The sequence below is a fragment of the Bartonella sp. MU70NMGDW genome (assembly GCF_042194085.1).
In the GTDB taxonomy this organism is placed as follows: domain Bacteria; phylum Pseudomonadota; class Alphaproteobacteria; order Rhizobiales; family Rhizobiaceae; genus Bartonella; species Bartonella grahamii.
Window position 1 is genome coordinate 1 of record NZ_JBHIMK010000002.1, and the last position, 18,744, is coordinate 18,744.

The 18,744-nt window shown below is 37.2% G+C and carries 19 protein-coding genes and 2 tRNA genes; 13 read left to right on the top strand and 8 right to left on the bottom strand.

Annotated elements, in window-relative coordinates:
• Position 1: 1 nt before the first annotated feature.
• The 5 genes from ACFIKE_RS00280 to ACFIKE_RS00300 form a co-directional block, all read right to left on the bottom strand.
• A tRNA-Arg gene (locus ACFIKE_RS00280) sits at positions 2-78 on the bottom strand.
• A gap of 39 nt (positions 79-117) precedes the next feature.
• The gene (locus ACFIKE_RS00285; protein ID WP_375648121.1) at positions 118-423 is read right to left on the bottom strand and encodes an ETC complex I subunit; all 306 of its coding nucleotides are present in this window, start codon (positions 421-423) and stop codon (positions 118-120) included.
• Positions 424-512: 89 nt separating this feature from the next.
• Positions 513-589: transfer RNA gene (locus ACFIKE_RS00290), tRNA-Pro, on the bottom strand.
• 707 nt (positions 590-1,296) lie between these two features.
• Positions 1,297-1,986, bottom strand: coding sequence for a DnaA regulatory inactivator HdaA (gene hdaA, locus ACFIKE_RS00295; RefSeq protein WP_375626887.1), 690 nt, complete (start codon positions 1,984-1,986; stop codon positions 1,297-1,299).
• Complete coding sequence (locus ACFIKE_RS00300) at positions 1,983-3,194, bottom strand: AI-2E family transporter (RefSeq protein ID WP_375625926.1); 1,212 nt, start codon at positions 3,192-3,194, stop codon at positions 1,983-1,985. Before ACFIKE_RS00300 ends, hdaA begins: the two co-directional genes overlap by 4 nt.
• Positions 3,195-3,352: 158 nt before the next feature.
• Here ACFIKE_RS00300 and purM point away from each other — a divergent pair, with 158 nt between their 5' ends.
• Positions 3,353-4,444 (top strand): phosphoribosylformylglycinamidine cyclo-ligase, encoded by a 1,092-nt coding sequence (purM, locus tag ACFIKE_RS00305; protein ID WP_375625928.1) that lies wholly within the window; start codon positions 3,353-3,355, stop codon positions 4,442-4,444.
• Positions 4,441-5,052: a phosphoribosylglycinamide formyltransferase gene (gene purN / locus ACFIKE_RS00310; protein ID WP_375648122.1), complete on the top strand. Its 612-nt coding sequence runs from the start codon at positions 4,441-4,443 to the stop codon at positions 5,050-5,052. The genes purM and purN overlap by 4 nt, the downstream gene beginning before the upstream one ends.
• A gap of 283 nt (positions 5,053-5,335) precedes the next feature.
• Here the strand turns inward: purN and ACFIKE_RS00315 are convergent, their stop codons facing one another.
• Positions 5,336-7,870 (bottom strand): response regulator, encoded by a 2,535-nt coding sequence (locus tag ACFIKE_RS00315; RefSeq protein WP_375626893.1) that lies wholly within the window; start codon positions 7,868-7,870, stop codon positions 5,336-5,338.
• Positions 7,871-8,081: 211 nt separating this feature from the next.
• Between ACFIKE_RS00315 and ACFIKE_RS00320 the strand changes: the two genes are divergently transcribed.
• Entirely contained in the window at positions 8,082-8,558 is a 477-nt protein-coding gene (locus tag ACFIKE_RS00320) for a hypothetical protein (RefSeq protein WP_375648123.1), read from the top strand.
• Positions 8,559-8,610: 52 nt separating this feature from the next.
• Here the strand turns inward: ACFIKE_RS00320 and dksA are convergent, their stop codons facing one another.
• Both dksA and ACFIKE_RS00330 read right to left on the bottom strand, forming a co-directional pair.
• Positions 8,611-9,027, bottom strand: a complete 417-nt coding sequence (gene dksA, locus ACFIKE_RS00325) for an RNA polymerase-binding protein DksA (protein ID WP_015856486.1) — start codon at positions 9,025-9,027, stop codon at positions 8,611-8,613.
• A 313-nt stretch (positions 9,028-9,340) separates the two neighbouring features.
• Positions 9,341-9,880 (bottom strand): flavin reductase, encoded by a 540-nt coding sequence (locus ACFIKE_RS00330; protein ID WP_375611549.1) that lies wholly within the window; start codon positions 9,878-9,880, stop codon positions 9,341-9,343.
• Between the two features lie 145 nt (positions 9,881-10,025).
• Between ACFIKE_RS00330 and rpe the strand changes: the two genes are divergently transcribed.
• From rpe to ACFIKE_RS00380, 10 genes are all read left to right on the top strand, one after another.
• Positions 10,026-10,712 carry a ribulose-phosphate 3-epimerase gene (gene rpe, locus ACFIKE_RS00335; RefSeq protein ID WP_375648124.1) on the top strand — a complete coding sequence of 229 codons (687 nt, stop codon included), beginning with the start codon at positions 10,026-10,028 and terminating at the stop codon, positions 10,710-10,712.
• The gene (purB, locus tag ACFIKE_RS00340; RefSeq protein ID WP_375648125.1) at positions 10,712-12,019 is read left to right on the top strand and encodes an adenylosuccinate lyase; all 1,308 of its coding nucleotides are present in this window, start codon (positions 10,712-10,714) and stop codon (positions 12,017-12,019) included. Before rpe ends, purB begins: the two co-directional genes overlap by 1 nt.
• A 68-nt stretch (positions 12,020-12,087) precedes the next feature.
• On the top strand, positions 12,088-12,636 hold the full coding sequence (locus ACFIKE_RS00345; RefSeq protein ID WP_375625938.1) for an RBBP9/YdeN family alpha/beta hydrolase: 549 nt from the start codon (positions 12,088-12,090) through the stop codon (positions 12,634-12,636).
• Positions 12,637-12,809: 173 nt separating this feature from the next.
• Entirely contained in the window at positions 12,810-13,574 is a 765-nt protein-coding gene (purC, locus tag ACFIKE_RS00350; RefSeq protein ID WP_375648141.1) for a phosphoribosylaminoimidazolesuccinocarboxamide synthase, read from the top strand.
• Positions 13,575-13,652: 78 nt separating this feature from the next.
• On the top strand, positions 13,653-13,892 hold the full coding sequence (gene purS, locus ACFIKE_RS00355; RefSeq protein WP_375625940.1) for a phosphoribosylformylglycinamidine synthase subunit PurS: 240 nt from the start codon (positions 13,653-13,655) through the stop codon (positions 13,890-13,892).
• An 11-nt stretch (positions 13,893-13,903) separates the two neighbouring features.
• The gene (gene purQ, locus ACFIKE_RS00360) at positions 13,904-14,575 is read left to right on the top strand and encodes a phosphoribosylformylglycinamidine synthase subunit PurQ (protein ID WP_375625942.1); all 672 of its coding nucleotides are present in this window, start codon (positions 13,904-13,906) and stop codon (positions 14,573-14,575) included.
• A gap of 294 nt (positions 14,576-14,869) precedes the next feature.
• On the top strand, positions 14,870-17,080 hold the full coding sequence (gene purL / locus ACFIKE_RS00365; protein ID WP_375625944.1) for a phosphoribosylformylglycinamidine synthase subunit PurL: 2,211 nt from the start codon (positions 14,870-14,872) through the stop codon (positions 17,078-17,080).
• A gap of 60 nt (positions 17,081-17,140) precedes the next feature.
• Positions 17,141-17,374, top strand: coding sequence for a BolA/IbaG family iron-sulfur metabolism protein (locus ACFIKE_RS00370; protein WP_375625946.1), 234 nt, complete (start codon positions 17,141-17,143; stop codon positions 17,372-17,374).
• A gap of 98 nt (positions 17,375-17,472) precedes the next feature.
• On the top strand, positions 17,473-17,805 hold the full coding sequence (grxD, locus tag ACFIKE_RS00375) for a Grx4 family monothiol glutaredoxin (protein WP_375625948.1): 333 nt from the start codon (positions 17,473-17,475) through the stop codon (positions 17,803-17,805).
• Between the two features lie 67 nt (positions 17,806-17,872).
• Positions 17,873-18,744 (top strand): MFS transporter (locus ACFIKE_RS00380; protein WP_375648126.1); only part of this gene is annotated, 872 nt, incomplete at its 3' end.

An 18,744-nucleotide genomic window follows, 5' to 3' on the forward strand; every position in this document is an offset into this window, starting at 1 on the left:
ATGGTGATCCCGACAGGATTCGAACCTGTGACCCACGGCTTAGAAGGCCGTTGCTCTATCCAGCTGAGCTACGGGACCCAACTGATTATTTTCTCAATTCAAAATAGCATCTTTAATTCAATGTGTCCAAGAGTGCTGCCGATCACTGCGAAAATTATCAGAATAAGAAATAGCACGTCGAATCGACGTACATTTCTTTTCTACACGGTAAGAGATAGCATTCTTACGCGCAAAAGCAATCGCTTCTTCCTTCCTATTAAATCTGATCCTCACCTGATTATTCATATCAGACGTTGCCGTGTACCCCATAAGAGGTTCAAGCATTTTTGCTTTCACCGGCTCATACTCTAGAATCCAAAAACCTCTATTCCCCTTACCTGACTGCATAGCTGTCTTAGCAGGACTATAAATACGTGCGATCATGCCTTTTTCCTTCAGATTACACAACGCTTGAATGATAGTTTTCCACCACACGCACCCAATTGGGTCATTCTCACACACTTAATCAAATATGGTCGGAGCGATAGGATTCGAACCTACGACCCCCTGATCCCAAATCAGGTGCGCTACCAGGCTGCGCTACGCTCCGCCATTTACATTTACTTGATGCACATTTCCTAAAATTTTCACAACAGAAGTGCAAGAGAAAAACACACTTTTTTTTAATTTTGTTGCATTTCTTTACAAAAAAGCACGTTTTAAAAATTTTTTCCCTACTCAATAACATATTTATTGACAAATAATAGAAAACAACCTCCGTAAAGAATCCAATCTATATTAAAAAATAACGAATTTCTCTGTAAGGATTTCATAATTTTCATCCTGCTTTAAGCAAACTCTCACTGTATCAAAACGCATTCTACAGATACAATTTTAGAAAAAAACGACTTAAATATCATAGAAAAACTTTCCAAAAGAGAACACAAGCCAAAAAATCAGCTGTATTAAGCTTTTTCCCCTCTTTTTCTATCTTGCAAAGAACTCTTTTATAAAAATTCTAGAATCTTCTACAATCCAAATCCATAAACAACAGACATTTTTTCAAAGCACGAAAGTTCCATTATAAATAAAATAAAGCGCTTTTTTTAGAAAAAATTTCAAATGCAAAGATGGAAAAAAGTCAACATCATACAATAAAATCTCAAAGCTATTTAAGATAAACACATGACTAAAGTAAAAAATACTATTTTTCACTCTTAACGGATATCAAAAAAGAAGAAAATTTAAATGACTTGTCTTGCCACATATTGAAACGATAATAGAAAGACAGAATAAGTAAGCCATGATAGGGAGTGTTTACGGATTTCTTCTATTCAAAACTTCAGCAATAACAGCACGTGTTATTTTTCTTTTTCTTTGTAATGCCAACTGATCAACAGAATCAATAACACGCTTCAATGAAAATAAAGAACGTTCACAACGACTTACAAGATAATAAACCGTGTCTGGATGTACAATAAGTTGCCTATCGGAAAAAAGCTTAAATGCAACAGCTGTTAATAATGCATCATCAGGCTGATTAATTTCAACGAACATCACCGAATTAAGACGACTTTTTAGATCATTTAACTTTAAATTCCAAGCGGAAGGAAGTGTCCGTGCCGTCATCAATAAAGTAGCTTGTCGTGCATCAAGATTTGCTTGCTTAATACTGTTAATTAAATGAAAAAGTTCTGTCTCTTTGATTTCATCTGCATCAATATCCTCTATCAAAAATGATCTGCCTAAAGAAGCCACAGTAACAGCCTGATCAATTTCATTGTGCTGAATCCTGAAAGCATCTGCTTTTTGGAGCCATATATTAGAAAAGTGCGTTTTTCCAGATCCTTCTTTGCCAACCAAAACTGCAATAGGTAAGCTCCAATTGGGCCAGTGATCAATAAGCTGAAAAGCCATACGATTGCTTTCCGTTACCACTAAATCCTCAAATTGAAAAATCGGATCATAAGGAAAATTTAAAGATAATTGCGTTTCACACCCATTCATTTTAGCGGCTCCGAATTTCCCCTTCGCGAATACATCTGAGAACTAAGATAAGTATGAAGAGCAAAACGAACTAAAACGCCAACAGCCGCTGCCGCAGGAACAGCAACAAGCATACCAGTAAAACCAAAGAGTGAAGAAAAAGCAAAAAGTGAAAACATCAGCCATACGGGATGTAATCCCACTGATGAACCTACAAGCTTGGGTTGAAGAATATAACCTTCAATAAATTGACCAATTAAAAAAAGTGCCATCACAACGATGATTCCTCCCCAATTATTGGGATAAAACTGGACCCATGCAATACCAACAGAAAGGACCAAACCACTCATTGTGCCGATATAAGGAACAAAGCTAATAAGACCAATAAACATACCAATTAAAAGACCAAAATTGAGTCCTGCAATCGTTAAACCAATAGCATAATAGCCTCCCAATATAAGACAAACTGTTCCTTGTCCACGAACAAAGCCTGCAATAGCTCTATCCATTTCATGAAAAATACTCCGAACGGTTTCAAGATGATCACGCGGTATTAACGAATCGATTGCTGTTACCATACGCGGCCAATCTAATAACATATAAAATGCCACCACAGGTGCCACAACAAATAAGCTAGCGATATTAACGATAGATTTTCCTGACTTTAAAAGTGAATTCAAAAGAGACGTAATAAAATCAGAACCTTCTCCCAAAAATCCTTTAATATTATTCCGTAATTCATTTGGATCACTTCCAAAATAGCGCCTTATCCAATCAAAATCATGCTCAACAAAAAAGGTTTGAATACGATTAATATAAACAGGTAAACCATCACTCATGAATTGCTGTATTTGCCAACTAATAACAGGAATCAAAATAACTAAAGCAGCAACAAAGGTAACAACAATAAATAAGGTAATGAGGACAGTCCCAAACACCCGTCGAATACCAAATTTTTCAAGTAATTGAACAATGGGATTGAGAAAATAAGCCAGCACAATCCCTGCCACAAAAGGAAGCAAAATCGATCCAAAAACAAACATAAAAAAAATGAAAAAAATCAGCGTACCAAGCCAAAAAAAGATTTGCCTTTTCATATTATTCGGCAACGGTAATTGAGTATACGCTGGCACATAAGTCTTATAACGATCACGAGATGTATTCTCACTCACTTTCTTTTTCATAAGTTGCCAAGAAGACTGACCGTGATTATCTGATATCTTGCTCATAAAATATCCTAAAAAATTCTTCACAAAAAATTATAAACATCTTCAAAATAAGGTACAAGCAAAGTTGCTTATTTTCTTATCAATATCTCTTGCAGAGAGAACTCTATCATGGCATTGCATAATATCAAAACCCGATTTTCCATTAAAGGAAGGCTCCAATGAGCAACCAAGATCTTACAAATAATAAATCCAAAGTTGGTCTTACCTACGCAAAAGCCGGTGTAAACATCGATATGGGTAATGCCATGGTAGAAAAAATTAAACCCTTTATACGCGCGACAAAACGAGCCGGAGCAGACGCAGAAATTGGCGGTTTTGGTGGAATTTTTGATTTAAAAGCAGCTGGCTTTACGGATCCTATCCTAGTAGCAGCCAATGATGGTGTGGGAACAAAATTAAAAATTGCCATTGAAGTAGGTCACCATAACACTGTAGGTATTGATCTTGTGGCTATGTGTGTCAATGATTTACTCGTACAAGGGGCTGAACCTCTCTTTTTTCTGGATTATTTTGCAACTGGAAAGCTTGACCCTGAACAAGGTGCTGCAATTGTTTCTGGTATTGCAGAAGGATGTAAACAAGCCGGTGCTGCTCTTATTGGAGGAGAAACTGCAGAAATGCCAGGAATGTATGCAGAGGGAGATTATGATCTAGCCGGTTTTGCTGTAGGAGCATGCGAACGCAGCAAGCTACTCCCTTCAAAAGATTTAACAGAAGGTGATATTATATTAGGTCTAAGCGCCTCTGGAATTCATTCCAATGGCTTTTCGCTTGTTCGACGAATCATCCAGCAACATGATCTCAAATGGAATGACCCTGCCCCTTTTGCTCCCGAAAACAGCCTTGGTATAGCACTCCTTACACCAACACGCATTTATGTAAAATCGCTTCTTCCCATCATGAAAAAATACGAAGGGATTAAAGCTCTTGCTCATATTACGGGTGGAGGCTTTCCTGAAAATATTCCACGTGTTGTTCCATCTTCTCTCTGCGCTGAAATTCATCTTTCTACCATCAATGTTCCAGCAGTATTTTCATGGATTGCCAAACAAGGTAAAATAGAAGAAACAGAAATGTTAAGAACATTCAATTGTGGTATTGGCATGATCATTATCGTAGCACAGCATGCAGCTGAAACAATTACGCAAGCTCTTGAAAGAAAAGGAGAGAGCGTAACTCCTCTTGGCATTTTAACAAAACGCCAAGATCAAAATAAAGGAATACTTTATAAAGGGGTACTGCATTTATGAAAAAACAAATCATCGTTTTCATTTCTGGTAATGGATCCAATATGGTCGCCCTTGCTCAAGCTAGTCAACAAAAGGAATATCCTGCTGAAATCATCGCGGTTATTTGCGATAATCCGCGTGCAGACGGTATTGAAAAGGTGCGAAACCATAACTTACCTATTCATATTGTTGATCGCAAAATTTACAAAACAAAAGAAGAGCATGAAGAAAGTATTTTTACGATTTTAAATCAATATAAACCAGATTTTCTCTGCTTTGCAGGATATATGCGCCTTATCTCGCCACGTTTTGTAAAACTTTACGAAGGACGAATTTTAAACATTCATCCTTCTCTTTTGCCTTCATTTAAAGGCTTAAACACACATGAAAAAGCTTTACAAGCAGGCGTAAAAATCACGGGTTGCACTGTTCACCTTGTTACAGAAGACATGGATGCAGGAAAAATCCTTGCCCAAGCAGCCGTTCCAGTCTATCCTCATGATACTGCTGAGAGCTTAGGACAAAGAGTTCTTAAAGCAGAACATAAACTCTACCCCGAAGCCTTAAAAGCATTTATTGAAGGGAAGAGCAAAATGGTAGATGCGCAGCAACAGCTTTTATCTTTTTGAGTGTATCAGCAATCTATTAATAAGCATTTTTCAATGTTTTACATATAATTCGTGCTCAGTGTCTATAATTGAAAATCTCTATTAAATGTTGACGTAATAGAGCCTATCTTTTCATAAATTTTTGCACAGAATGTGTGTTTTTTTTGAATTTTAATTAAATTTTCAAATTCTTCTTTTTTATTCAGTTCTATGACATTATCACAAGTTCTATTTATCAAAATACTCTCGTATTTCGCCTAAAAAATCTTAAATACGCAATTTTTCTATTGCATAAATTTTTGCCTCATGATGAAAGTGTTTCTTTAACTGTTAGAGCTAACTGTTTGAGTGTAAAAGGTTTAGATAAAAAACCAAAAACAGCATCTTGTGGAAGATTTTTAGCAAATGCATCTTTTGCATATCCAGAAACGAAAAGAAATTTGATATCAGGATAGTTTTTACGTACTTCCTTCAATAAAGTGGGTCCATCCATTTCTGGCATCACCACATCGGAAACAATAATATCAATAGCTCCTTTTTGTTTCTCAAGAATAGAGAGTGCTTCCACCCCACTCGCTGCCTCTAAAACCGTATATCCTCTCATTTGAAGAGCTCTTACCCCCCCCATTCTAACCGCATCTTCATCTTCAACCAATAAAACAGTTGCAGACCCTGTTAAGTCTATATTTTTATCTTTCTCTTCATCTTTTTCAATCTTTTGAGAAGTTTTTCCTTTTATATTGGGGATATAACGGGGAAGAAAAATATAAAATGTTGCTCCTTCACCTTCTTTACTTTCACAATAAATGCACCCACCACTCTGCTTGATAATTCCATAAACCATTGATAAACCAAGTCCTGTTCCTTTTCCAACTTCTTTTGTTGTAAAAAATGGCTCAAACATTTTTTCTTGTATAGCAGCAGATATACCAGCCCCTGTATCTGAAATAGTCAATTGTACATACTCACCAATTTCTAAACCAAGATGATTAAATTCAGCACTTTGTTGCTTTGTAATATTGTTTGTCGCAATCGTAACAATACCTCCATCTAACATGGCATCACGCGCATTAATAACCAAATTCATAATAACACGCTGAAAAGATGCTTGATCGACTTCAACACTCCACAAATCTCTTCCATGGATAATTTTTAACTGAACATTATTCCCCAAAAGTGGTAAAATAAGATTGCGAATATCTGATAAAAATTCAGTAAAATCAACTTCTTCAGGTCGAAGTGTTTGCTTTCTAGAAAAAGCTAATAATTGCTGTACAAGAGCAGCTGCACGATTAGCATTATTTTTAATATTGATCAGATCAGCATGAGCAGGATCAGAACTACGATGCGTATTTAAAAGAAGATCACACGACATTAAAATTGCTGTTAAAACATTATTAAAATCATGAGCAATGCCGCCAGCCAATTGTCCGACAGCTTGCATCTTCTGACTTTGCATCATTTTATCTTCAAGCGTTTTTTGTTCGGTTGTTTCAATTACAGAGATAATAAGCAAATCTTGCAATGCATCACCATGATGGGGTGGTACAGACATAATATGGAGCCGTAAATGGCATTCTTCATTTTTTTCTAAAACAGTTTCTAGAGAAACAAAATAATTTTTATTTGTCGCAATTCTCTGAAAAGAACGCTCTAACTGCACACAATCACGACGAGAAATAACGTCATAAAAATTGACAGCTTTGTCCATACATCCCGTGAGTGATGAAAAAGCTTTATTCATATGAACCAATTGCCCTTCATGATCTACCACGGCTATTGCAAAAGGACTCGCATCAAAATATTCTCCTAATATAGTGGGTAATTTTAATTGGTCGTCCTCTTCTTTTTGTATTTGTTGTGGAATGATCACAATACGATAAACGGCTTCCTCTTCTAAGAGAGAAGAAACAGAGATAAGACAATGGAATATTTTCTCACAAGTCGCTTGCGAATTTAAACATAACGAAAACTTATAAGGTAAAGAGTAACCTGAACTTTGATATCTGTTGGTTTGCAAACAGATATCACTCCATGAGCTCTTAGCGCCAACGCTATCAAATAACGAATCAAAATTATATTGACCAACTGAGAAATTCGCTAAATCAATTGAAAACCATTCGGCAAAAATCGCATTCGCATAAAGAATAGTTCCTTGTGTATTAACTGATACAAAACCAATAGGAGCTTGATCCAAGTGATTGATAGCTTCTTGAAGGTTCGAGAAAAAAACTTCTCGTGTTTGTTGTAAATGCGAAATATCAGCAATACGCCAAAATAAAAGCTTTTTTTTCTGTTTTGTGATAGGTTGAATGGAAATATTATACCAAACAGATTTTTTTGGTGTAGAATCGGTAAATATTGGTTGTTCTACTCTTAATTCCTCTTGCGCCGCAAGATTATTACAGGCTGCAACCTTTAAGCGATACGAAAGTGCACCAGCTCCTGGAAGATCAGCAATAACCATATAACAAGACACTTCAGGCTTATAAGTCACAATTTTTCGATAGTTTTGATTAGAATAATAAACAAAACCAGAAAGGTCAGAGATTACAATTGCATCATCGCTCCGATTAAAGATGCTAAAATCAAAATCTTCATGCGACCACACATGGTATCTTAAAATTCCCATTCCACACAAAACGAGTGTTGCAACGCCGATAATTGCTAGAATCAAAAAAGATATCAATATAGCCTTTTGCAAATAGCTTTGTGGATAAAAAAAACCTAAAATACCCACAATGAAAAGAAAAAATAATATAAAAACAATACCAAAAATCACAACTCTTCGATGAACAGAAGACGCTGATCTTTTATTATTATCAAAACCTTTATCCATCTCTCATTGCCTTAGATTTAGCTGTTTCTTATATCACAAAACTTCCTTTATATTCATTGTTATAAAGTATATACTATGATATTATCTTTCAAAGAAAGCTCACTTAATGTTAAAAATTTTATTTCTTGTATTTAAGTGAACCTTTTAAGGGTGTGTTTATAAATTTATCTCAATAAAAACGATATTTTCACACAAAAATGGGAGAAAATCTATGTATATCTGGTTATCAGAGCAAATAGGTGTATCTGCTGCGAAGATAACGATAAGCTTTTTGTTTTTTATAATAACAATCGTGGCTATTACCATAATTATCTTGTTTTTACGTCGTTTAAGTACGGGAAGATTCAGCAATAATAGAAAAAAAAGTCTATCACGATTAGCATTATGTGAAGTAATTTCTATAGATCGAGCACGCCGCCTTATTTTAGTCCGTTGCGATAATAAAGAACATTTGCTCCTTATTGGCGGATTAACAGATGTGGTTGTAGAATCCGATATTACCAGTACATCCAAAATACAAAAGAGAGAAACACACACACATCCAAATTCCGCCCCTACAGAAAGAAACGATATAACGGATAAAAATCCCTCTCCTTTTACGAATCAAGCAGTAAAAGATTCAGCAATCACCGCCGAAATTGAGGGGAGGCAAGAACCATCTTTATTCATTCCTACCCCTCAAAAATAAAAATATACAATTTTATCACCACGAGTTTCGTTTGTTTATCATTTCAATGACCTTAATCATCGCGATAAACTCTTTCACGTCGTTCGTGACGTTCTTGCGCTTCCAATGATAAAACGGCTATCGGTCGAGCCTCAAGACGCTTTATACTAATGGGTTCGCCGGTTTCTTCACAAAAGCCATATGTCCCATTATCAATGCGCTCTAAAGCAGCATCTATTTTTGAAATAAGTTTCCTCTGACGATCACGCGCACGTAATTCGATTGTACGATCAGTTTCACAAGAAGCCCTATCAGTCAAATCGGGTTGACCAACATTCTCTTCCTGCAAATTTTCCAAAGTCTCACGAGCTTCTTTTAATATATCATTCTTCCAAGAAACCAATTTAGCACGAAAATACGCCTTTTGCCGCTCATTCATAAAAGGCTCATCTTCACTGGGGCGATATTGACCATCAATCTCTTCGCTCATGCAATAAAAAACCTCCACATATGCTATGTGCGGTCTATATATTGTGCAATACCCATCAACACAAGAGTAAAATGTTTTTCATAACAATCTACAAATATGTCTAAATACACTGTTTAGATTTAATCGCTTTTCTATTTAGGTTGGATTCTTGATCAAATCTCATCCAGAACATTTTTCTTGCTTACTGAGAAACTTCAAAAAGAAGGAAATCTAATATTCAGATATCAGAGTGATCTCTCCCCTGCTTTCTCATTGTTTAAAATCTAAATGAGGCAATAATAAATCATTTCAGCAATGCAAAAAAATAAAATCTTTATAAAGGCAAAGTGTGATATTCACGTTTCAAATACATCAAAGCATCTTTTTCTTTATTACAGTTGATTGCAACAACCTCACCAATCAAAACACAATGGGTTGCGTGCTCATGCCAACAAATCAAACGACAATCAAACGATGCTAGAGCGTCTGAAAGACTAGGCGCTCCCGTTTGCAAAGCTCCCCATTGAGCAACATCAAAACGCTCATTTTGTGTAGAATTGCAACGCCTCGAAAAAACATCCGCTAATGAACGATGCTTTCCTGCCAAGCTATTAACACAAAAATTTCCATTCTCCATAAACACCTGATTCTTTAAATTATGGCGCATGAGACAAACAAGAAGGGTCGGAGGATCATCAGATAAAGAACAACACGCCGAAACAGTCACCCCGCGTCTTCCCTTAATACCATTTGTTGTCACAATATGCACAGCTCCTGCAAAAAGACTCATGGCATCTCGATATTCTTGGGAAGAAACCGCGATAGTATGTTTATGTTGAAGTTCAGGCATCAAATATGTTTTATGATTCGACATATCTTTCACTTATAAAGCTTTAAAATTTCAAGCGATCTTTCCATAAAAAGATCTATAATACATATTTTTTCTTTTCCGTCATAACACAAAAGATATTTGTGTATACACTGCGATATGATAAAAACAGCCAATCAAGGAGATTTTAATGCCCCATTCTCATCTCATTTCGCCTTCACTCTTGGCTGCTGATTTTTCTAAACTTGGACAAGAAATGTTAGATGTTGTTGATGCTGGTGCAGATTGGCTTCATCTTGATATCATGGATGGACACTTTGTTCCTAATATCACCTTTGGTCCTGAAATCGTCAAGGCTCTACGCCCATTAACCAAAGCAATATTTGATGTCCACTTGATGATCGCACCAGTAGACCCTTATTTGGAAGCTTTTGCAAAAGCGGGTTCAGATATTATAACCATTCATGCTGAAGCAAGTCCACATCTTCATCGTTCATTACAAACAATCAAAAAAATAGGAAAAAAAGCAGGAATTGCACTCAATCCAAGCACCCCTGAACATGTACTTGAATATTTGCTTGATCAATTAGATCTCATTCTCATCATGACGGTCAATCCCGGTTTTGGTGGACAAAGTTTTATTCCAGAAATAAAAGATAAAATTAAGCGCGTTAAAAGCATGATTGCAAACCGCCCTATTGATCTTGAAGTTGATGGTGGTATCACCGTTGATACAATTGGGATAGCTGCAAAAGCTGGAGCAAATGTATTTGTCGCAGGCTCTGCAATTTATAAAGATGGAAATAAAGAGCTTTACAAAACACGCATGAGTGCATTGCGCCAAGCCGCAATCCTCTCACAACAAGGAAAAAAATAATGATCGCACGTTATTCCCGCCCTGCAATGGTAACAATTTGGTCTCCTGAAACAAAATATCGTATTTGGTTCGAAATTGAAGCCCATGCCTGTGATGCCCTTGCTCACTTAGGGATTATTCCGAAAGAAGCCGCCAAGGTCATTTGGGAAAAAGGGGCAGCAGCTAAATTTGATATCAATCGCATTGATGAAATTGAAGCAATTACCAAACATGATGTTATCGCATTTCTGACCCACCTAGCTGAATTCATTGGACCAGAGGCACGTTTTATCCACCAAGGCATGACATCATCTGATGTTCTCGATACAACACTGAATATTCAATTGATGCGTGCTAGTGATATTTTGCTAGAGGATATAGATCAACTTCTTGAAGCATTAAAAAGACGTGCTTTTGAGCATAAAGAGACAATCACCATTGGGCGGAGTCATGGCATTCATGCTGAACCGACAACATTTGGAGTAAAATTTGCTCTTGCATACGCTGAATTTTCCCGTTGTCGCAAACGTCTTCTTGCAGCACGAGAAGAAATTTCTACTTGCGCAATTTCAGGAGCTGTAGGAACTTTTGCAAATATCGATCCCCGCGTTGAAGAACATGTAGCAAAAGCCTTGAGGATGCGTGCTGAACCGGTTTCCACCCAAGTAATACCAAGAGATCGTCATGCTATGTTTTTTGCAACACTTGGTGTTATTGCTTCCTCTATTGAAAGGTTAGCGATAGAAATACGCCATTTACAACGAACAGAAGTTCTGGAAGCAGAGGAACATTTCTCACCTGGGCAAAAAGGCTCATCGGCGATGCCTCATAAACGTAATCCAGTTTTAACAGAAAATTTAACTGGATTAGCCCGCATGGTACGTGCATTTGCACTCCCAGCCATGGAAAATGTTGCACTTTGGCATGAACGTGATATTTCGCATTCATCTGTTGAGCGTTATATTGCTCCAGATGCGACTATTACACTTGATTTTGCTCTTTCTCGCCTCACATCTGTCATTGAAAATCTCATTGTCTATCCAGAAAATATGCAAAAAAATCTCAATAAATTCCGTGGCCTTGTTCACTCACAACGGGTGCTTTTAGCACTCACCCAAGCAGGAATCAGTCGTGAAGATTCTTATCGGATTGTACAACGAAATGCGATGAAAGTTTGGGAACAAGGAAAAGATTTTTTAGAAGAACTCCTCAACGACAAAGATGTTATCAAAGCTTTAAGTGAAGAAGAACTTCGCGAAAAATTTGATCTTTCTTACCACACCAAACATATCAATACGATTTTTAAACGTGTTTTTGAAGAACAGTAAAGCGACATAGAAACCTCAAATCTATTCCACCTATGATCAAAAATCTGTTGTAACAAAGAAAACAATTCATGAAAGCAAATCAACTCGATATTCTTATTGTTCCTGGCTACAAAGGATCTGGTCCAGATCATTGGCAAACACGCTGGGAAAGAAAATTGTCGACAGCCCGCCGCATTGAACAACTCCATTGGTCAAAGCCTGTTTGTGAAGAGTGGGTTAACAAAGTTAAAACCGCCATTGCAAAAGCTCAAAGGCCTGTTATGCTTATTGCTCATTCATTAGGAGTTCCCAGTGCTATTCACGCAACTGTACAAAATACAGAAAAAATTTGTGGCGCTTTCTTTGTTGCTCCTCCAGATGTCGCCAATGAGAAAATACGTCCCAAACATTTAATGACATTTGGCCCCTATCATCGCCAAAAGCTTCCTTTTCCTTCTATTGTCATAGCCAGTCGCAACGATGAGTTTTGTCAATTTTCAGTAGCAGAAAAAATTGCCAATGATTGGGGATCACTCTTTGTTGATGCTGGGTATTCTGGCCATATTAACGCAGAATCCGGACACGGACCTTGGCCTGAAGGGCTTATGGTCCTCTCTCACTTTCTTGCAAAAATTTGATCCAAGAGAGGTGATCTTCTTTCTCATCGCTTATGTATCTTCACCTTTGGGTAGACGTGTAATGACAAAAATTATAAAAGTATCATAGCAATATCATTGAGAAATTCTATCAATTAGGATAGTATCATTTACCAATGTTATTAAAAACCTCTCAAGATAAATAGAGAATCATGATGAATCGTCGCCACCGTATCTATGAAGGCAAGGCTAAAATTTTATATGAAGGACCTGAACCAGGAACTTATGTTCAATTTTTTAAAGATGATGCAACTGCCTTTAATGCAAAAAAACATGAAATTATCGACGGAAAAGGGGTCTTAAACAACCGAATTTCGGAACATATCTTTAGCCATCTTGGACGTTTGGGCATCCCAACACATTTTATCAAACGTATAAACATGCGCGAACAGCTTATTAAAGCAGTGGAAATCATTCCGTTGGAAGTTGTTGTTCGCAATGTTGCTGCCGGCTCTCTTGCTAAGCGTTTAGGTTTAGAAGAAGGAACCCCGCTTCCGCAATCCATCATTGAGTTCTACTATAAAAATGATTCTCTCGATGATCCCATGGTAACGGAAGAACATATCACAGCTTTTGGGTGGGCTGTCCCACAAGAGATAGAAGATATCATGCAACTTTCAATTCGTATTAATGATTTTCTTTCTGGGCTTTTTGCCGGTGTTAACATCCAATTAATTGATTTTAAAATGGAATTTGGTCGCCTGTGGGAAGATGAAACAATGCGCATTGTTCTTGCTGATGAAATCTCACCTGATTCTGCACGACTATGGGATATGCAAACACAAGAAAAAATGGATAAAGATCGTTTTCGTCGTGATATGGGTGGGCTTATTAATGCCTATCAAGAAGTTGCCAAACGTCTTGGTATTATGAATGAAAACGAACCAACACGACCAAGTGGTCCCGTTCTCGTAAAGTAAAAACAAGGTAAAAAACATCACCTTATATAAATACCCCTCTTCAAAGAAGGGGTTCTTTTAAAAAGCAGGAAGCAAGAAATGAAAGCACGCATTACAGTTACTTTAAGAGAAAGCGTTCTTGATCCACAAGGAGAAGCGATTGCCGGTGCTTTAAAAAGTTTAGCTTTCGAAGGCATTCAATCCATTCGTCAAGGAAAGGTTTTTGATATTGTTCTTGATGATCTACCTTCTGAAACCGCAAAGAAAAAACTTGAACAAATGTGTGAAGAGTTACTCGCAAATACTGTCATTGAAAATTATACAATCGAACTTTTTTAAGTGAAACGCTCATGAAAACTGCCATCATTCAACTTCCTGGATTAAATCGTGATCGAGATATGGTTGCAGCATTACATCATATAACGGGAGTTGAGCCACTAAAAATTTGGCAAACAGAAACAACAATTCCAGATGTAGATATTATTATTATTCCTGGTGGTTTTTCCTATGGCGACTACTTAAGATGTGGTGCTATTGGAGCGCGAACTCCCATCTTAAAAGCCATTCGTGAAAAAGCACAAGAAGGTACGACAATAATAGGTATCTGTAATGGATTTCAAATTTTGTTGGAAGCAGGATTATTACCTGGGACTTTAATGCGTAACGCTTCTTTAAAATTTGTTTGTCGTGAAATCAAACTTGAAGTCGTCAACGCCAAAACAAAATTTTCTCGATATTATTCTAAAGGACAAATTATTCGTTGTCCTGTTGCCCATCATGATGGAAATTATTTTGTTGATAGTGAAACACTAAGGCAAATGGAAGATAATGAACAAATTGTTTTTCGCTATGCAGAAAACACAAACCCGAACGGCTCAATGAAAGATATTGCTGGTATTGTTAATAAAGCTGGTAATATTCTTGGTATGATGCCTCATCCTGAAAACTTTATTGAACCCGCCCACGGAGGTATTGACGGTCGTTTACTTTTTCAAAGTGCTTTAGAGTTAGTAAATGGATGATGCTGAAAAAATACTCGCGCTCCATAATTTTTAAAAAACAAGGATCTATACCATTTCTCGCATCGTAAATCTATGAACAAAGCTTTTCACAAACAACAATGGATATTATTTTTTAAACACATAATTATTTAAGACCATTTTTAGTCTTAAATCCCACCAAACAAACGAACAAAATCTTCAGCTTACTGTCTATAAATATTTTTATTATTAAACAACAGTATTGCTTATAATATAAGCTGCTAGATTAAAAAAATAAAAATGCTAAATTTCGATTAATTGGACGGATAAATACTCATGAAGCCTTGCAATAACATCACTATTACACCAGAGCTCATTGCACAACACGGGCTAAAAGAGGATGAATATGAACGTATCCTGACGTTAATCGGTAGAGAACCAACATTTACTGAACTAGGAATTTTTTCTGCAATGTGGAACGAACATTGTTCCTATAAATCATCTAAAAAATGGCTAAAGACTCTTCCGACAGAAGGAAAATGTGTTATCCAAGGACCTGGTGAAAATGCTGGTGTTGTCGATATTGGCGAAGGGCAATGTGTTGTTTTCAAAATGGAAAGCCATAACCACCCTTCTTATATTGAACCTTATCAAGGTGCAGCAACAGGTGTTGGTGGTATTTTACGTGATGTCTTTACAATGGGAGCCCGTCCTGTTGCTGCTATGAATGCATTGCGATTTGGTGCTCCTGATCACCCAAGAACACGCCATCTTGTTTCTGGTGTTGTTTCTGGAATTGGTGGTTACAGCAATGCTTTTGGCGTTCCAACTGTTGGTGGAGAAGTAAATTTTGATAAGCGTTATAATGGCAATATCCTTGTTAACGCTTTTGTCGCCGGTATTGCAAAGACAGACGCCCTTTTTTATTCTAAAGCGCAAGGTATTGGACTCCCTGTTGTTTATCTTGGTGCAAAAACAGGACGTGATGGTGTCGGTGGAGCAACAATGGCTTCTGCTGAATTTGATGATTCAATCAGTGAAAAACGCCCAACTGTTCAAGTAGGTGATCCTTTTACAGAAAAATGTCTCCTTGAAGCATGTTTAGAGCTCATGGAACTTGGAGCCGTTGTTGCTATTCAAGATATGGGAGCAGCAGGACTCACCTCTTCTGCCGTTGAAATGGGTGCAAAAGGAAATTTAGGGATACAGCTTAATCTCGATACAGTTCCTGTTCGAGAAGAAAATATGACAGCCTATGAAATGATGCTGTCTGAAAGTCAAGAGCGTATGCTCATGGTCCTTAAACCAGAACTAGAAAAGCAAGCAGAAGCAATTTTTCATAAGTGGGGGCTACATTTTTCTATCATTGGGAAAACAACCGATGATTTACGTTTTCGTGTATTTCATCAAGGGGAAGAAGTTGTCAATCTTCCCATCAAAGAGCTTGGTGATGAAGCACCTGTTTATGATCGTCCTTGGAGTGAGCCGGCAAAAAAAACACCCTTGAAAGCAGAAGACGTCAAAAAGGTTGAAAATCTTGGTGATGCCCTTCTATCCTTATTGAATTCTGCTGATCAAAGTTCACGGCGATGGGTTTATGAACAATATGATACCCTTATCCAAGGAAATAGCCTTGTTTGTCCAGGAGGTGATGCAGGCGTTATCCGTGTAGGAAACAACAGCAAACGTGCTCTTGCTTTTTCTTCTGATGTAACACCTCGTTATTGTGAAGCAGACCCTTATGAAGGAGGAAAACAAGCTGTCGCAGAATGCTGGCGAAATATTAGTACAACAGGTGCAACACCACTGGCTGCTACAGATAATCTCAATTTTGGTAACCCTGAAAAACCTGAAATTATGGGACAGCTGGTTTTGGCTATTAAAGGTATAGGAGAAGCTTGTAGAATCCTCGATTTTCCTATCGTTTCAGGCAATGTTTCTCTTTACAACGAAACAAATGGGGAAGCCATTCTTCCAACCCCTACAATTGCTGGTGTAGGCCTTCTTAATGATTGGTCTAAAATGGTAACAATAAGTGGTATGCAAAATGGAGATATTCTTGTTTTAGTAGGAAATTGCGGCTCTCATTTAGGACAATCAATCTATGCACGTAACATTTTAAATATTGATGCAGGTGCCCCCCCCCCTGTAGATTTACAACTTGAAAAAAAACATGGTCAATTTGTTCGAGATGCCATTAATAGCGGTTTTATTCACGCTGCCCATGACCTTTCTGACGGGGGATTGGCGATAGCACTTGCCGAAATGGTGATTAAAGCAGGTAAAGGAATCAAAGTAACGTTAAGCAATAAATCACCCCATCATGCAGAACTTTTTGGAGAAGACCAAGGACGTTATCTTTTAGCCGTCAAACCTCACTCTCTCAATAGTCTTAAAGAGCGTGCACAAATCAATACAGTTACTTTAACAGAGCTAGGTCAAGTTGAGGGGACTTCTCTCAATATAGATGGGATATTAACACTTTCAGTAGACAAACTCACAAAAGCCTATGAAAACTGGTTTCCACAATTTATGGGTGAAGAATAAAAATTGTTTTTTCTCTTAAGCAACAGCCTTTATAAGAAATGAATACATAGGAGAATAATGATGGCAATGAGTGCCCATGCAATTGAAACGCTTATTCGTGAAGGCATTCCTGATGCTACTGTAACAATTCGTGATCTTGCTGGAGATGGAGAACATTATGCTGCAGAAGTTATTTCTGAAAGTTTTCGTGGTAAAACCCGTGTTCAACAACATAAAATGGTTTATGATGCTCTTAAAGGCAATATGGGAAATGACTTGCACGCTTTAGCACTGCAAACGAGTATTCCCAAATAATTTAAAAATTTCTTCTTGCATTCATTCACTCAATACTATTAGAAATAATATGAGCGTGAATGCACACTTCCAAGAATTTATACTATTGAGGAATAGAGATGACTACTATTCATGATTTTATTGACAACGAAATTAAAACAAATGATGTCATTTTATTCATGAAAGGAACGCCTGACGCTCCACAATGTGGATTTTCTGGGCAGGTCGTTCAAATCCTTGATTATTTAGGGTTAAATTATAAAGGAATTAATATTTTAACTTCTAACGAATTGCGTCAAGGGATAAAAGACTACTCAAATTGGCCAACAATTCCGCAACTCTATATCAAAGGTGAATTTGTTGGCGGCTGTGATATTGTTAAAGAAATGTTTCAAAATAACGAATTGCAAGAACTGCTAAAGGAAAAAGACATTCCTTGCAATAAATCATAGATGTCTCTCATTTTATTTGCTTCTTATAGAATCGTGTTCAGTCGAAACTTTTATTAAAAGGGTGCATATGTCATATTCAGTCGACGAACAAAAGCATAGTGATGCGATTAGAGAAAAAATTGGCTATAAAGAATTTGTTATTCTCATTGCTTCACTCATGGCCATCAATTCTATAGCTGTTGATATTATGTTGCCAGCTATGCCCAACATTTTAAACAGTTTAAATGTTATCAATGAAAACGATCAGCATTATATCATTTCTAGTTATCTTATCAGCTATGGCGTCACACAGATATTTTTTGGTCCCATAAGTGATCGTTATGGGCGCCGTAAGATTATTCTTATTGGTCTTGCTTTGTATTCATTTGCAGCGATTGGTTCTGCCTTTGTATCAAATTTTTCTCTCTTGCTTATTTTGCGTGCCTTACAAGGTATGGGAGGAGCTGCTATGCGCGTGCTCACAGTTTCCATTGTACGTGATCTCTATAGTGGTCGGAAAATGGCAGAAGTGATGTCTATCGTGATGATGGTTTTCCTTATTGCACCAATGATTGGACCAGCAACAGGACAGATCATTTTACTGTTTGGAAACTGGCAATTTATTTTCATATTCATGGCAATGATTGGTTTCGGGTTGATGATTTGGATTCAATTCCGCTTGCCGGAAACTCTTTATGCGCAACGCTCTCTTTCCTTTTCTTCAGTCAAACATAATTTATGGATTGTAATAACCAATCGCACAACACTTTGCTATACACTAGCAACTTCGATTATTTTAGGCTGTATCTTTACTGCCGTTAATACATCACAACAAACGTATGAAGGGATCTATAATCTAGGACTTTGGTTCCCTATTGCCTTTGCAGTTGGTGCTGCATTTCAAGCTCTATCATCTTTCTTTAACTCTCAACTCGTTGGACGCCTTGGAATGCGGCGTAT

Bases quoted from the DNA above. Each gene is read 5' to 3' on its own strand.
- rpe (WP_375648124.1), top strand. From the start codon at position 10,026: ATGCCCCATTCTCATCTCATTTCGCCTTCACTCTTGGCTGCTGATTTT.
- ACFIKE_RS00320 (WP_375648123.1), top strand. From the start codon at position 8,082: ATGTATATCTGGTTATCAGAGCAAATAGGTGTATCTGCTGCGAAGATA.
- ACFIKE_RS00285 (WP_375648121.1), bottom strand. From the start codon at position 423: ATGATCGCACGTATTTATAGTCCTGCTAAGACAGCTATGCAGTCAGGT.
- purL (WP_375625944.1), top strand. From the start codon at position 14,870: ATGAAGCCTTGCAATAACATCACTATTACACCAGAGCTCATTGCACAA.
- ACFIKE_RS00370 (WP_375625946.1), top strand. From the start codon at position 17,141: ATGGCAATGAGTGCCCATGCAATTGAAACGCTTATTCGTGAAGGCATT.
- purS (WP_375625940.1), top strand. From the start codon at position 13,653: ATGAAAGCACGCATTACAGTTACTTTAAGAGAAAGCGTTCTTGATCCA.
- purC (WP_375648141.1), top strand. From the start codon at position 12,810: ATGAATCGTCGCCACCGTATCTATGAAGGCAAGGCTAAAATTTTATAT.
- purQ (WP_375625942.1), top strand. From the start codon at position 13,904: ATGAAAACTGCCATCATTCAACTTCCTGGATTAAATCGTGATCGAGAT.
- ACFIKE_RS00345 (WP_375625938.1), top strand. From the start codon at position 12,088: ATGAAAGCAAATCAACTCGATATTCTTATTGTTCCTGGCTACAAAGGA.
- ACFIKE_RS00330 (WP_375611549.1), bottom strand. From the start codon at position 9,880: ATGTCGAATCATAAAACATATTTGATGCCTGAACTTCAACATAAACAT.
- ACFIKE_RS00300 (WP_375625926.1), bottom strand. From the start codon at position 3,194: ATGAGCAAGATATCAGATAATCACGGTCAGTCTTCTTGGCAACTTATG.
- grxD (WP_375625948.1), top strand. From the start codon at position 17,473: ATGACTACTATTCATGATTTTATTGACAACGAAATTAAAACAAATGAT.
- purN (WP_375648122.1), top strand. From the start codon at position 4,441: ATGAAAAAACAAATCATCGTTTTCATTTCTGGTAATGGATCCAATATG.
- dksA (WP_015856486.1), bottom strand. From the start codon at position 9,027: ATGAGCGAAGAGATTGATGGTCAATATCGCCCCAGTGAAGATGAGCCT.
- purB (WP_375648125.1), top strand. From the start codon at position 10,712: ATGATCGCACGTTATTCCCGCCCTGCAATGGTAACAATTTGGTCTCCT.
- purM (WP_375625928.1), top strand. From the start codon at position 3,353: ATGAGCAACCAAGATCTTACAAATAATAAATCCAAAGTTGGTCTTACC.
- hdaA (WP_375626887.1), bottom strand. From the start codon at position 1,986: ATGAATGGGTGTGAAACGCAATTATCTTTAAATTTTCCTTATGATCCG.
- ACFIKE_RS00315 (WP_375626893.1), bottom strand. From the start codon at position 7,870: ATGGATAAAGGTTTTGATAATAATAAAAGATCAGCGTCTTCTGTTCAT.